The 13,994-nt window shown below is 38.8% G+C and carries 13 protein-coding genes and 1 riboswitch; of the genes, 3 read left to right on the top strand and 10 right to left on the bottom strand.

Translation table 11 applies throughout. The features are described from left to right. Positions 1-56: 56 nt before the first annotated feature. Complete coding sequence (locus tag GFH32_RS15500; RefSeq protein ID WP_153512454.1) at positions 57-467, bottom strand: BrxA/BrxB family bacilliredoxin; 411 nt, start codon at positions 465-467, stop codon at positions 57-59. A 164-nt stretch (positions 468-631) separates the two neighbouring features. Between GFH32_RS15500 and ahcY the strand changes: the two genes are divergently transcribed. After that, positions 632-1,948, top strand: a complete 1,317-nt coding sequence (ahcY, locus tag GFH32_RS15495; protein ID WP_153512453.1) for an adenosylhomocysteinase — start codon at positions 632-634, stop codon at positions 1,946-1,948. 248 nt (positions 1,949-2,196) lie between these two features. Here the strand turns inward: ahcY and GFH32_RS15490 are convergent, their stop codons facing one another. The 4 genes from GFH32_RS15490 to upp form a co-directional block, all read right to left on the bottom strand. Beyond that, positions 2,197-2,724 carry an ATP-binding protein gene (locus GFH32_RS15490; RefSeq protein ID WP_317162864.1) on the bottom strand — a complete coding sequence of 176 codons (528 nt, stop codon included), beginning with the start codon at positions 2,722-2,724 and terminating at the stop codon, positions 2,197-2,199. A gap of 21 nt (positions 2,725-2,745) precedes the next feature. Beyond that, a complete protein-coding gene (pnuC, locus tag GFH32_RS15485) occupies positions 2,746-3,348 on the bottom strand; it encodes a nicotinamide riboside transporter PnuC (protein WP_153512451.1) in 603 nt (200 codons plus the stop codon). A gap of 61 nt (positions 3,349-3,409) precedes the next feature. Beyond that, positions 3,410-3,883 carry a ribonuclease H-like YkuK family protein gene (locus tag GFH32_RS15480; protein ID WP_153513110.1) on the bottom strand — a complete coding sequence of 158 codons (474 nt, stop codon included), beginning with the start codon at positions 3,881-3,883 and terminating at the stop codon, positions 3,410-3,412. Between the two features lie 101 nt (positions 3,884-3,984). Beyond that, a complete protein-coding gene (gene upp / locus GFH32_RS15475; protein WP_153512450.1) occupies positions 3,985-4,629 on the bottom strand; it encodes a uracil phosphoribosyltransferase in 645 nt (214 codons plus the stop codon). A gap of 114 nt (positions 4,630-4,743) precedes the next feature. Between upp and uvrB the strand changes: the two genes are divergently transcribed. Then, positions 4,744-6,780: an excinuclease ABC subunit UvrB gene (uvrB, locus tag GFH32_RS15470; protein ID WP_153512449.1), complete on the top strand. Its 2,037-nt coding sequence runs from the start codon at positions 4,744-4,746 to the stop codon at positions 6,778-6,780. 38 nt (positions 6,781-6,818) lie between these two features. Here the strand turns inward: uvrB and GFH32_RS15465 are convergent, their stop codons facing one another. From GFH32_RS15465 to GFH32_RS15455, 3 genes are all read right to left on the bottom strand, one after another. Continuing rightward, on the bottom strand, positions 6,819-7,985 hold the full coding sequence (locus GFH32_RS15465; RefSeq protein ID WP_153512448.1) for an alpha-hydroxy acid oxidase: 1,167 nt from the start codon (positions 7,983-7,985) through the stop codon (positions 6,819-6,821). 117 nt (positions 7,986-8,102) lie between these two features. Continuing rightward, positions 8,103-8,630 carry a DUF4833 domain-containing protein gene (locus tag GFH32_RS15460; RefSeq protein WP_153512447.1) on the bottom strand — a complete coding sequence of 176 codons (528 nt, stop codon included), beginning with the start codon at positions 8,628-8,630 and terminating at the stop codon, positions 8,103-8,105. Positions 8,631-8,699: 69 nt separating this feature from the next. After that, a complete protein-coding gene (locus tag GFH32_RS15455) occupies positions 8,700-8,882 on the bottom strand; it encodes a hypothetical protein (protein WP_202111301.1) in 183 nt (60 codons plus the stop codon). A 180-nt stretch (positions 8,883-9,062) separates the two neighbouring features. On the opposite strand from GFH32_RS15455, the gene GFH32_RS15450 reads away from it, so the two are divergent. Beyond that, on the top strand, positions 9,063-10,463 hold the full coding sequence (locus GFH32_RS15450) for an APC family permease (RefSeq protein WP_153512445.1): 1,401 nt from the start codon (positions 9,063-9,065) through the stop codon (positions 10,461-10,463). A 67-nt stretch (positions 10,464-10,530) separates the two neighbouring features. On the opposite strand, the gene metE is transcribed toward GFH32_RS15450, so the two are convergent. Next, complete coding sequence (metE, locus tag GFH32_RS15445) at positions 10,531-12,840, bottom strand: 5-methyltetrahydropteroyltriglutamate--homocysteine S-methyltransferase (protein WP_153512444.1); 2,310 nt, start codon at positions 12,838-12,840, stop codon at positions 10,531-10,533. Positions 12,841-12,908: 68 nt separating this feature from the next. Then, a riboswitch (SAM riboswitch) is annotated at positions 12,909-13,008 on the bottom strand. Between the two features lie 294 nt (positions 13,009-13,302). Next, entirely contained in the window at positions 13,303-13,992 is a 690-nt protein-coding gene (locus GFH32_RS15440; protein WP_153512443.1) for a response regulator transcription factor, read from the bottom strand. Positions 13,993-13,994 lie beyond the last annotated feature (2 nt).

Below are 13,994 nucleotides of genomic sequence, written 5' to 3'. Positions count from 1 at the left end.
TCTTTTAATTTTAAAAGAAGCTTTTTCGGTATTCAAAATTCAAAATACAAGTATTGTTAGCAGTACTCGTCAAATGCTGCTGCTAAGTTATCAGCAATCATTTGCGCTGGACGGCCTTCAATCATGTGTCTTTCTATCATATGGACTAATTTTCCATCTTTAAATAATGCCATTGCTGGAGATGATGGAGGATAAGGCAACATATATTGACGTGCTTTATCTACCGCATCTTTTTCCATACCTGCAAATACAGTAACTAATTTATCAGGATGTTTTTCGTTTTTTACTGCTGCTTTTGCTGCTGGGCGCGCATTTGCTGCCGCACATCCACATACAGAATTTACTACCACAAATACAGTTCCCTCAGCAGGAATCGCTGCATCGACTTCTTCAACACTTTTTAATTCTTGGAATCCCGCGTCTACAAGTTCTTGACGCATTGGAGCTACTAGATATTCTGGGTACATTTCTTTACTTTTTTTAGTTTATGCAAATATAGGCTTAAAAGTGAGTTACGTCAAGCAAGGTTCCTCAAGTTAATGTCAATTTCTAAGGTATAATGCTATTGCATTTTGAATTGACTTGGCTATCAAGTAATTTTGTAGCGCAGAAACTAAATTAAAGATTATTTATGTCATCATTAGAAACTACCTACGTACCTTACAAAGTGAAAGATATCTCTTTAGCAGAATGGGGTCGTAAAGAAATAGAATTGGCAGAAGCAGAGATGCCAGGATTAATGAGCCTTCGTAAAGAGTTTGGCGCGTCTAAACCTTTAAAAGGAGCACGTATTGCTGGATGTTTGCACATGACCATTCAAACTGCTGTATTGATTGAAACGTTGGTTGAACTTGGTGCGGATGTATCATGGTCATCATGTAACATCTTCTCAACACAAGATCATGCTGCTGCTGCGATAGCTGCTGCAGGGATTCCAGTATATGCATGGAAGGGTATGAATGAAGAAGAATTCAACTGGTGTATTGAACAAACGTTGTTCTTTGGTGAAGATCGCCAACCATTGAATATGATTTTAGATGATGGTGGTGATTTGACGAATATGGTGTTTGATCAGTTCCCTGAATTGATTGAAGGTATCAAAGGTCTATCTGAAGAAACGACTACTGGTGTTCATCGCTTATATGAGCGTATGAAAAATGGTACGTTACACTTACCAGCAATCAATGTTAATGATTCTGTTACTAAATCAAAATTTGATAACAAGTACGGTTGTCGTGAATCATTAGTAGATGCTATTCGTCGCGCGACAGATTTAATGTTAGCCGGTAAGGTTGCTGTTGTTGCGGGTTATGGTGATGTTGGTAAGGGATCAGCAGAGTCATTACGTTCCGCCGGGGTACGTGTGATTGTTACTGAGATCGATCCAATCTGTGCTTTACAAGCAGCAATGGAAGGTTTTGAAGTAAAGAAAATGGCTGATGCTATCGTTGAAGCTAATATTGTTGTAACGACGACAGGTAATAAAGATATCGTTCGTCCAGAGCACTTCAAAGCGATGAAAGATAAGACAGTCGTTTGTAATATTGGTCACTTCGACAATGAAATTGACGTTGCTTGGTTAAATGATAATTACGGTTCTACGAAAATTGAAATCAAACCACAAGTAGATAAGTACACGATCGATGGTAAGGACATTATCTTACTTGCAGAAGGTCGTTTAGTAAATCTAGGTTGTGCGACAGGACACCCATCATTTGTGATGTCTAACTCTTTCACAAATCAAACTTTAGCTCAATTAGAGTTATGGATGAATACGGATCAGTACAAGAAAGAGGTTTATACACTTCCTAAACACTTAGATGAGAAAGTAGCTCGTTTGCACTTAGCTCATATCGGAGTGGAATTAGAAGTGTTGTCGACTGAACAAGCTGAATATATTGGTGTAACGGTTGATGGTCCTTATAAACCTGAAGCATACCGCTACTAGCATAATCTTGACTTTCATTGGTTAAATGCAGGCTATTGCATACAATTTAGGCGAAGATAAGATATAAGAAAAGGGTTTGAAGTTTAACTTCAAACCCTTTTCTTATATCTTGCTTTTCGGCATGATCTCTCGTATATCCCTTTATCGAATTCGCGTTGTCATTGGCGATTGTTTTGGAATGTGCTAAATATTACTGAAAAGTGTTCGTTTGATGCTTTAGAAACTATAATTGACGATATAGGTCGTTATCATTTATACCCTTGCCTTAAGATAGCATTCAGCCCATTATTAAGGCGCTCTTCCCCGAGTCCTGATATGACTTCGTATTTAGCATTTATTGCTTCAAGCTCCGTTTTCCATACCTGCATAAAGTGTGCTCTTTCTGTTGGGAAATCTCGTAAGGGATCGTCTTCCCAGGGAAGGTCAATATCCATTAGAAGGAAGAAATCGTAGGATCTATTTTTGATTTCATCTGTCACTTCCTTTGGTGTTTCATGGAAAAGGTGATCACACCAAATCTTAACCGTGAGTATTGTCGTGTCACAGACGATTATAGGTGGGTCTGTTGCAAGAAAAGCATCTTCGAGAGCTATTTGTCCATAGAACATATTAACTTCATCCTGAAGAGTATAATCGCGGTTTAGGATTTTGCAATAATAACGCGCATATTCTGGAACGGCTACCGTCTTGAGTTCCTTCGCTAAGAAATTCGCCATGGTTGATTTTCCAGTTGATTCTGGTCCAACGACAGCAATTTTGATTGTCTTAATTTCCATATCCGACATAGAAGCACAAAATTACTGAAAATTCAGATAGGTTTTCCGCCAATCTCTATATCCATTCCATGCAATAATAGCAAATGCAATATAGAGTACGGCGGTTAAGACTAAGTCTTTGTGGAGGTAAAGTGGAACGTAGCAGATGTCTACAAAGACCCAAAGAATCCAATTCTCTAAGACTTTACGTGTCATCAAGAATTGAGCAACTAGACTGACTGCTGTGCAGAACCCGTCTATATACGGAACATCAGTGTCGGTATACTGACTTAGCAGATATCCGATAGCTGTTGCGATGATTAAGATGCTGAGAATAGTTAAAAAGAGTTGACGGCTATTTAATGAGCTGATGGGTTTGTCATCCGTTTTCGCTCTTTTATTCCAATAGTACCAGCCATAAATTGCAGTCCCGAGAAAATAAAGCTGAAGAGTGGAGTCGCCGTAAAGCTTTGCATGGTAGAAGATATATAAGTAGAGGCAAACACTGATAATGCTTGTTGGCCAGTTCCATATATTTTGCTTCGCAGCGAGGTATACACAAAGAAAACCAGAGATGGTTGCAAACCATTCAATAATGCTTGTATTTAGGAATTGTTGGTAAAGTTGAGAGAGAAAATCCTGCATTCTTCAGTTATTAAGGATAACTAAAGGTAGCAATAAATAAGAAAGAAATACCTTTTACAGGCTATTGAACCAATTTATTGGCGCAATTAGTACTGGCAAAAGATTCTGGTTTCGCCTTGAAAATGAATCCCATACCCAAGATATAGCCCATGGCTTCTTTAAGTGCGGTATTGGATTGAAAGTTGGGATTAGTGTTAATGTCAGCGTGGACTTCAAGATCAACCGAGTACTTATCTAATAAGGGGCAGAGTTCGTAGGCTGTTTCGATTGATTGTTGTACTTCAAGGAGCATTCTTTCTTTGATGCTCATGTTGTGTGTTTTGCGGTTTTTGTGGATAAACATAAAGCCGCCTCGATGTTCTCGTAGGAAGACGATGACTGTTGCGAATTCGACTATACCTCTTTTAACTTGTGAGTCGGTACCGATAAATACCTTTAATTTGTTTCCAAGGTTCTGTTCGCGGATAATCGTGTCCTCAACTGCGGATAGGATAGGGAGCTTTAATAGTTCTCCGTTGTATTTTTGCCATTCCATATACAAAGGTTTTGTTTTCTAAAATTACTGATAAACTGTTCATTATCTTTTTATTATATATTAACTAATTGCTAAATGTTTGTGTGTTTTTTGTGCTAAGCTTATTCTTTATTGCCAAAAGCAAGGTCGCCAGCATCGCCTAGACCGGGAACAATGTAGGATTTGCTTGTTAATTCATTATCAACGGCGCCTACCCAAATTTGTACGTCTGGTAAGAATGCTTGTACATGCTGTAATCCTTCTTCAGAGGCAATGACTGTTGCGATATGCAGCTCTTTGATGTTGTATTCACTTAGTAGATCTTTACAACAAAGAACTAGGCTTTTGCCAGTAGCGAGCATTGGATCAGCCATAATAACAACCTTCTCATCTAAATTAGGCGTATTCTGATATTTCTTATGAATTTCAAATTCTCCGCTTTTTTTGGTATGTCTATAGGCAGCGATAAAGGCACTATCTGCTCGATCGAATACATTTAATAAGCCTTGATGGAATGGTAGTCCTGCGCGCATAATAGTCGCTATCACGGGTTGCTGATGCAGCAGGTGAGTATTGGCAACGCCTAAAGGTGTTTCGACATCAGCACTGAAGTATTCTAATGTTTTGCTAATTTCATAAGCCATTACTTCACCTAGGCGTTCCAGATTGCGGCGAAACCGCATTCGATCTTGTTGTATCCGGACGTCTCTTAATTCAGCCAAGAAGTGATTGGCTATACTGTTCTGTTTTGTTAAGATCGTTATCATGACAAAAAGTCTTGTTGTAAAGCAATTTAATAATTTTTTTCGGCAATTGAGTGCGTTAATCACTTATTATGGAAACGGAATAATATTTGATAAATTAGCCATGGAAAGGCAAACATGAGATTTGAACTAACATCTGAATATAAACCGACTGGCGATCAGCCTCAAGCAATCAAGGAATTGGTTGCAGGCGTCGAACAGGGGGAAAATTACCAAACCTTATTAGGGGTTACAGGCTCCGGTAAGACATTTACCGTCGCGAATTTAATCCAAGAGACGCAAAAACCTACGCTAATATTGAGTCATAATAAGACCTTAGCCGCCCAGCTTTACGGTGAGTTTAAGCAGTTTTTCCCGAATAATGCCGTGCATTACTTTGTGTCTTATTACGATTATTATCAGCCGGAGGCCTTTATCGCTTCCTCAAATACCTATATCGAAAAGGATTTGGCCATCAATGAGGAAATCGAAAAGTTACGTCTTGCGACAACTTCGGCATTGATGTCTGGAAGAAGAGATGTTATTGTTGTTTCTTCGGTTTCTTGCATTTACGGTATGGGAAATCCAGAAGATTTCTCAAAATCTATTTTTCGCTTCGGGGTAGGTACGACTATTAGTAGAAATGCATTTTTACATAAATTGGTCGAGATTCTGTACGCGCGAACAACATCGGATTTCAAACGCGGAACATTTAGAGTGAAGGGCGATACAGTGGACGTGTATCCAGCTTATATGGATAACGCTTACAGAATTTCTTTCTTCGGTGATGATATTGATGAACTTAGTGAAATAGATCCTGTTTCTGGGCGTACGATTCAGAAGCATGAGACGCTTGCTTTATATCCAGCAAATCTCTTCGTAACACCAAAAGAGAAGTTTACACAGTCTATTTGGGGAATTCAAGAGGAGTTGATGCAACGTAAAACGCAGTTAGAAGAGGAGGGAAAGATGCTGGAAGCCAAACGACTCGAGGAAAGAGTAAATTATGATTTAGAGATGATGCGCGAACTGGGCTATTGTTCGGGAATCGAGAACTACTCTCGGTTTTTTGACGGCAGACAACCAGGTATGCGTCCCTTTTGCTTAATAGATTATTTTCCTACGGATTACTTGATGGTAATTGATGAAAGCCATGTAACAATACCTCAATTGCGCGCGATGTACGGAGGTGACCGTTCTCGAAAAATTGCATTAGTAGAGCATGGGTTTCGTTTGCCTGCAGCATTGGATAATCGTCCCTTGAACTTTCCAGAATTTGAATCCTTAACGAATCAGACTATTTATGTGTCGGCAACGCCTGGTGATTATGAATTACAACAAACAGAAGGAGTTGTCGTAGAGCAAGTCATTCGTCCGACGGGTTTATTAGATCCAATTATTGAAGTTAAACCAGCGATTAATCAAGTCGATGACCTTCTAGAAGAGGTCGACAAGGCAATCAAAGATGGGGGTAGGGTTCTTGCGACTACGCTTACGAAGCGTATGGCTGAAGAACTTACCAAATATATGACGCGATTAAATATCAAAGTAAGGTATATACACTCCGAAGTAAAGACTTTGGAACGTGTGGAAATATTGAGAGGTTTACGACTTGGGGAATTTGATGTATTAGTCGGAGTAAACTTATTGCGTGAAGGCTTGGATTTACCGGAGGTAACGTTGGTAGCGATCTTAGATGCTGATAAAGAAGGTTTCCTGCGTTCGGAACGTTCGTTGATACAAACGATTGGACGTGCGGCGCGTAATGAAAAAGGACGCGTGATTATGTATGCTGATAAGATGACCGACAGTATGCGCATAACGATTGATGAGACGAATAGAAGGCGTGAAAAGCAGATTAGCTATAACTTAGAACATGGTATTACTCCGAGAACAGTCGGTAAGACGAGAGAGGAAATCTTAGAACAGACTTCCGTAGCAGACATGGGAGTGGAGGCAAAAGCTTACATTGAACCAGATGCAGCAGCGTCCGTAGCCGCAGATCCATTGATCGAGTATATGAGCGATAATGAGATGAAGAAGGCGATTGATACGGTGCGTAAGCGTATGGAAAAGGCTGCAAAAGAAATGGAATTCTTAGAAGCAGCTAAGCTTCGCGATGAGATGTTCGCTTTGGAAAAAATATATGAGGATAAATTCAACAAGAAAAAATAAATAATAAAAAAAAGGGGCTTCATCTGAAGCCCCTTTTTCTATTTAATCAGTCTCCCGGGAAACTGCGTAATGTTTTCTAATGTTAACTGTTGCATTACCTGATAAAGTTGTGCTTTAAACATAGTAATAGTATGGTCAGCACCTTCATCACCAAGAGCTCCGACCCCATACATAAAAGGACGACCCATAAAGTTAAAATCAGAACCAACGGCGTAAGCTCTACCTAAATCTACTCCAGAACGTATTCCACCATCTAACATGATCTTTATTTTCTCTTTGTAAATCGGGTTGGAAGCCAGTTTTATCAATGAGTGTATAGAAGATTCACCCGCATCTATTTGACGCCCGCCGTGATTAGAGACTATCACTCCGTCGGCACCCACTTCAATGGCAGCTTGCATATCTTCGTCGGTTGTCACGCCCTTCAATACCAAAGGCCCTTTCCAAATATCTCGAATAGCTTTTACTTTCTCAACATTCACTTTTCCAGTGAAAGTTTTATTCATAAACTGTCCCAATTGCGTTAAGTCTAATCCTTTTTCCATATAAGGCTTTAACGTTGCAAAGGAAGGAATGCCATGTTGCAAGGTTTTAATACCCCAAGTCGGGCATACCATTGCTTGTAGGACATTCTGAATATTCATCTTAGGCGGCATCGAAAGCCCGCTTTTTATCTCACGATAACGAAGTCCAAATGAAGGTACATCAACCAAAACCACTAAGACTGGACATTCTACATCTTTCAGACGACGTAGAATATCATCTCTCAAGCGGTCTTCTGTGGGATGATAAAGTTGAAACCAAGCCTTTCCATCAGAGACATCAGCGATGCGCTCAATGGAGCTTGTAGATACTGTACTTAGCGTATAAGGGATGTCGTGTTTTGCGGCAGCTTTTGCAAGTATTTCTGGTGCATTTGGCCACATTAAACCTTGCAATCCTATTGGCGAGATACCGAACGGTGCACTGTAAGTACGTCCAAACAGATTGACCGACATGTCGATATCACCAGCAACGTGTAAATATTGTGGTTTTAAAAGAATATCGTCGAAATCATTCTCATTTCTTGCGAGGTTTAACTCTTCATTACAACCTCCCTCGAGATAATCAAATGCAAATTTGGGAATTCGGCATTTTGCTTTGCGTTTTAAGTCGGCAACTGAGGGATATTTTGAATTGTATTTGAATACTATTTTTTTACTCATGAATACTAGATTGATCGGTTAGCATATTAGGTCTCCAATTTAATCTTATTTTTTGGTAAAACTGTCCTGTGCTTTGATGTATTGCTATACCGATCAGGCCGAATGACAGGTCTTATTCTAGTCGGTTATTTCTAGTCGTTCTACAACTGCCTTTTGCCCTACTTTTCCGTAAAATAGGATATAATCTACTTTAGTAGTTAAGCCAGATGTTCCCTCTTTCTGTTGGATGAAAATGCGTTGTACATGCATTTTAACTTGATTTACTGTCGTTTCAACATAAGACCCATTCTTGGGTTTCACATGAAGTATAAATTTCTGGGTCGGGAGTGACACTATCGAAGCTTCATAGGAGTCCGAATCTATTGATTCGGTTGAGATACCGTAAGCAAATTTGCGTTGAATAGCCGTTAAGGGTTTAATCTTTCCTCCATCATCAAATAATTGACGATAGACGTTTATGGGGCTATTGCTATCAAGGGTACCATTGTCGGATTTATTAATCGAATAGATATAGGTATTATGACCTCGATTATGCTGAATATAAAATAATACATTCTGCATATTCGTAGGTGTAGGATATCCTTGCTGTGCGGATACGGGGAAAATAAAGCTAATAAAGCATAGTAATAGCCAAGTCTGCTTCATGTGTGATTCAATTTGCTATCAAGTTACAGCAAATTAGATTAAGAGAACGTAAAGTTTTAGTAAAAAATATTAATTGACGCCACCACCTCTATTTGTAAATCTTGATATCAACCAAACGATCAGAGCGACGACAATAACGACGACAATAATTCCAGACCAAACACCAGCCTTGAAGATACCCTCAATTACAGAACAACTGCTCAGTAGCGTTGTTGCAGCGAAAACTAAAAATCCTATTCCAAATCTGTTCATAATCATCTTCTTTTCTCTTAAAAACAAGATTGATCTAAAATAGTTTGCTTAATTTTTTACTTAAACCGCCATTGAAGAGTTCAATAATTGTAAGGTTATGTAAATCAGTGTGCTATTTTTTTTACGATGAACTCATTATTTTTCTTTTTATTCGTAGGTTTATTTTATAAAAACCTAAAAATGAAAAAACAATTAAGCCTTTGGGATGGCATTATGATTGTCATGGGATCCATGATAGGCAGTGGTATCTTTATCGTTAGCTCGGATATGATGAGACAGCTTGGATCGGGCTATTGGGTAATTGCTGTTTGGTTGATTACAACCTTTGCAACCATAGCTGCGGCTATTTGTTACGGTGAAATGTCTTCTTTATTTCCTAAGGCGGGAGGACAGTATACATATTTGACAGAGACGTTTGGTAAAATGACAGGCTTCTTATATGGCTGGAGTCTCTTTGCGGTAATACAAACTGGGACAATCGCTGCGGTTGCCGTTGCATTTGGTAAATTTACAGGCTATATCTTTCCCGAATTGAATGATGCGGCTCCGCTCTATCAGAATGGAAACTTTATGATTACATGGATGCAGATTCTTGCAATCGCTGTCATCTTACTCCTCACTTTCATAAATACGAAAGGGATTCAAAGCGGAAAGATAGTTCAGCTCTTTTTCACTTCATCAAAGATTATCGCATTGATTCTTCTCGTCATTGGAGGGATCTATCTCATCAAGTCAAACTTATTCTCCGAGAATATTGCTTTCGGATGGGACGCGTTTCAGAATTTAAAAGGAGAGGGTTGGACAGGTATATCGGGAACGGCTCTCTTAGGTGCGATAGCGGCGGCAATGGTAGGCTCTATCTTTAGTAGTGTCGCTTGGGAAAACGTGACCTTTGTTGCTGGTGAGATGAAAGATCCGAAACGCAATGTCGTTCGTTCAATGGTAATAGGGACGACTTTAGTGATGTTGTTGTACTTGCTAATCAACTATGTTTACCTTTCCGCGTTAAGCCGTGATGAGATTGCTTTTGCTGCTAATGATCGTGTTGCGGTTGCTGCCGCAGAGAAACTTCTTGGAAACACTGGAACGATCGCTATGGCGATCTTAGTGATGATATCTACCTTCGGTTGTGTAAATGGAATTGTACTTTCTGGCGCTCGCGTTTTTCAAACGATGGCGAAGGATGGTTTGTTTCTAAAACAGGCAATTGCGAATAACAAATATGATGTTCCTGAACGATCCTTATGGTTACAGGGAATCTGGGCATCCTTACTTTGTCTAAGTGGACAATATGGGAACTTATTGGATATGGTCTCTTTCGTCATTGTCATATTCTACATGATTACGGTGTTTGGAGTCATTTATCTACGCTGGAAAAAACCAGAATTAGAGCGTAGTTATAAGACCTTTCTTTATCCTGTAACGCCGTTAATATATCTACTGATAGGTACGGTGTTCTGTGTCCTCTTAATTTTATTTAAGCCTAATTATACCTGGCCAGGATTTATTCTAATCCTAATAGGTATCCCAATTTATTATTTAGGTAAAAGGAAAGAGAGCAAGGATAACCATATAAGCTAAACAAAAAGGGTCTGCATATTAAATGCAGACCCTTTTTATTGATATTTTATATTACTGTAAGCTTAGCTTATTCAGCTCTTAAAATCTTAGCCGCTTCGACCATTGATTCCAAAGCTGCTTTAGTTTCTGGCCATGCACGTGTTTTCAAACCACAGTCAGGGTTTACCCATAATTGCTCAGCAGGAACTACTGCTTTCGCTTTACGAAGTAAGTTTACCATTTCTTCGGTGCTAGGCACGCGAGGTGAGTGGATGTCATATACACCAGGACCGATATCATTTGGATATTTGAAGTCAGCGAAAGCATCTAATAATTCCATTTGAGAACGTGAAGTTTCAATAGTAATTACGTCAGCATCCATTGCTGCGATATCTTGGATAATATCGTTGAATTCCGAGTAACACATGTGTGTGTGGATCTGCGTATCATCGTCAACATTTGAAGAAGAAACACGGAATGAACGAACTGCCCAATCTAAGTATGATTGTTGATCAGCTTTACGCAATGGTAATCCTTCACGAATAGCTGGCTCATCAATTTGAATAATTTTGATACCTGCTTTTTCCAATGCTTGAACCTCGTCTAAGATTGCTAAAGCAATTTGGTAAGTAGTTGTTGAACGTGGTTGATCGTTACGTACGAAAGACCATTGTAAGATAGTCACTGGACCCGTTAACATTCCTTTTACAGGACGATTTGTTAATGATTGCGCATATGCAGACCAACGAACAGTCATGTCTTCTGGACGGTAAACATCTCCATAAATTACTGGCGGTTTAACACAACGAGAACCGTATGATTGAACCCATCCGTTTTGCGTAAATGCATATCCTGCTAATTGCTCACCAAAATATTCAACCATATCGTTACGTTCGAATTCTCCATGTACTAATACATCGATGTCTAATTCTTCTTGTAAACGAATAGTTCTCTCGGTTTCTTCAGCAATCTCTTTATCGTATTGTTCTTGAGAGATAGCGCCTTTTTTCAAATCAGCTCTCCACTTACGAACATCTTTTGTTTGAGGGAATGAACCAATTGTTGTAGTCGCAAAACCTGGTAAGTTAAATTTAGCTTGTTGAGCAGCTTTACGTGCGTCAAAATTTGAAGTACGCTTAGCATCGTCATCTGTAATATTACTTACGCGTTCCTTAACCTCTGGTTTGTGGATTAATGGAGATGTACGACGGCTTTCAGCAGCTGCTTTGTTTGATGCATAACGATCTTGTGTCGCTGCGTCAACTTCGCCTTCTGCCAATACAGCAAGGTCTTTTACTTCCGCTAATTTTTGTTTAGCGAATGCCAACCAATTTTTAACTTCTGCAGGAAGAGATTCTTCATTTTGCTCATTATCTAAATCAAAAGGAACGTGCAATAAAGATGAAGAAGGAGCAACCCATACGCGGTCTTTACCTAAAGCATCTACTGCTTGTTTGATTTTTAATAAAGAGTTTTCGTAATCATTTTTCCAGATATTTCTACCTTCAACAATACCTAATGATAAAGTTAATGAAGCTGGGATTTTTGATAATATAGTGTCAAGCTGTTTTTCACCACGAACAAGGTCAAGGTGAAGTGCATGTACAGGAAGACTAACTGCTGTGTCTTCGTTGTCACGTAAAGCTTCAAAGTAAGTTGCAACGATTAATTTAACGCCTTTCGCAGCAGCAGCAAGTTTTTCGAAAACTTTACCGTATAGAGCGCGAGTCGCATCATCAATATCTAATGCCAAGAATGGCTCATCAATTTGAACGTATTGAGCACCTGCATCAGCAAGTTTAGATAGGATTTCTTCGTAAACCGGAAGTAAGTTGTCGATTAGATCGATACGATTAAATCCGTTTTCTTTTTCTTTACCTAATAATAAATAAGAGATTGGGCCAATGAAAACTGGTTTAGTTTCAATGCCTAATTTTTTTGCTTCATTATATTCACTTAAGAACTTCTCTGAAGTCAATTTAAATTCTTGGTTTTTTACAAACTCAGGAACAATATAGTGATAGTTAGTATCAAACCATTTTGTCATTTCCATGGCAGTAACATCTACGCCGCCTTCTTGGAAACCACGCGCCATTGCAAAATATAAATCTAAGTTATATTGGCGATCGATTTTATTTAATAATGAATTGTAACGAGCAGGGATAGCGCCTACTGTTAAAGATAAGTCTAGTACTTGATCATAAAAAGAAAAATCATTCGATGGGATCAAATCGATACCTGCATCTTTTTGAGTCTTCCAGTTGCCTTCACGGATTTTCAGTCCAGCTTGCAATAATTCTTCCGCGCTAATTTTTTTCGCCCAGTAAGCTTCGTTAGCTTTCTTTAGCTCGCGGAATGCACCCACACGCGGGTAACCTAAGTTGTTTGTTAATAACATACAGTATTGAATAAATTTAATATACTATTTTACTTTGCTAGAGAAGGCCACTTAGGACTAGTGAGCTTGGCTTATCATTCCTTTTTAAAGGTAGAATTTAGCACCTTGTCAAGAGACAGGTTGCTAAGGCTTCATCGGGTCTATTCCCTCTGCCTTTCTCTATAAGCGACGGCTAAGATATGGAGAAGAAATGGAAAAAACAAAAAAAGTATTTAGTAATTACCAACTAGCTCGCGGATGTCGATTTTTTGGTAAAAAGCAAGGAGTATTTACGAGGCTAACACCACGTCTTCAATCGAAGTAATTTAAGCGCTCATCATTAAATAGAATAAGCAATCAGATTTGTAACTGATTGCTTATTCTTATACTGTCGGTCTCTTAAGAGAGCATTTTGTCTAGAAAGCTTGCGACTGAGCAAAAGGTGAATCTAATATGCACATTGTCGCGATAATCAATGTCGAATTAGCTGACCAATAGCTTATAACCCTTACCATGAACATTTACAATTTCCACATTTGGATCTTCTTTTAGGTATTTTCTTAATTTGCTCAAGAATACATCCATACTACGACCTGTGAAATAATTGTCATCATGCCAAATTTTGACTAAAGCTTCTTCGCGTGTTAGCACGTCGTTTTTCTTTAGGCATAAAAGACGCAATAACTCGGCTTCTTTCGTAGAAAGCTTTTGTTGTTGACCTTTGTACGAAATGATTTGACTGGTATAGTCGAAAAAGTAATCGCCAATTTCAAATTTGTCTGCAAGCTCTTCTTCTTTATCTTTTGCTGCACGTTTTAAAAGTGCATTAATTCTCAAAAGAAGCTCCTCGACGCGAAAAGGTTTCGTGATATAATCATCACCTCCAAGTTCGAAAGCTTGTGTCTTATCTTCCATCATTCCTTTTGCTGTTGCATAAATTATGGGAATGGTTTGATTAATCTTACGTATATCTTTTCCTAAAGAAAAACCATCTTTTTTAGGCATCATAACATCCAGGATGCATAAGTCAAAATTATCCTTTCTAAAGGCTTCTAACGCTTCTTGACCATCTTTGCTCAATACAACATCAAATTTGCCTTTTAATTCAAGGTAGTCTTTTAAAAGATCGCCCAAATTTGGATCATCTTCCGCTAATAATATTTTTTGATTCATAT

The organism is Sphingobacteruim zhuxiongii, from assembly GCF_009557615.1.
GTDB lineage: Bacteria > Bacteroidota > Bacteroidia > Sphingobacteriales > Sphingobacteriaceae > Sphingobacterium > Sphingobacterium zhuxiongii.
This window is presented reverse-complemented; position numbering and strand designations above follow the sequence as displayed.

Bases quoted from the DNA above. Each gene is read 5' to 3' on its own strand.
- GFH32_RS15500 (WP_153512454.1), bottom strand. From the start codon at position 467: ATGTACCCAGAATATCTAGTAGCTCCAATGCGTCAAGAACTTGTAGAC.
- ahcY (WP_153512453.1), top strand. From the start codon at position 632: ATGTCATCATTAGAAACTACCTACGTACCTTACAAAGTGAAAGATATC.
- GFH32_RS15490 (WP_317162864.1), bottom strand. From the start codon at position 2,724: ATGGAAATTAAGACAATCAAAATTGCTGTCGTTGGACCAGAATCAACT.
- pnuC (WP_153512451.1), bottom strand. From the start codon at position 3,348: ATGCAGGATTTTCTCTCTCAACTTTACCAACAATTCCTAAATACAAGC.
- GFH32_RS15480 (WP_153513110.1), bottom strand. From the start codon at position 3,883: ATGGAATGGCAAAAATACAACGGAGAACTATTAAAGCTCCCTATCCTA.
- upp (WP_153512450.1), bottom strand. From the start codon at position 4,629: ATGATAACGATCTTAACAAAACAGAACAGTATAGCCAATCACTTCTTG.
- uvrB (WP_153512449.1), top strand. From the start codon at position 4,744: ATGAGATTTGAACTAACATCTGAATATAAACCGACTGGCGATCAGCCT.
- GFH32_RS15465 (WP_153512448.1), bottom strand. From the start codon at position 7,985: ATGAGTAAAAAAATAGTATTCAAATACAATTCAAAATATCCCTCAGTT.
- GFH32_RS15460 (WP_153512447.1), bottom strand. From the start codon at position 8,630: ATGAAGCAGACTTGGCTATTACTATGCTTTATTAGCTTTATTTTCCCC.
- GFH32_RS15455 (WP_202111301.1), bottom strand. From the start codon at position 8,882: ATGAACAGATTTGGAATAGGATTTTTAGTTTTCGCTGCAACAACGCTA.
- GFH32_RS15450 (WP_153512445.1), top strand. From the start codon at position 9,063: ATGAAAAAACAATTAAGCCTTTGGGATGGCATTATGATTGTCATGGGA.
- metE (WP_153512444.1), bottom strand. From the start codon at position 12,840: ATGTTATTAACAAACAACTTAGGTTACCCGCGTGTGGGTGCATTCCGC.
- GFH32_RS15440 (WP_153512443.1), bottom strand. From the start codon at position 13,992: ATGAATCAAAAAATATTATTAGCGGAAGATGATCCAAATTTGGGCGAT.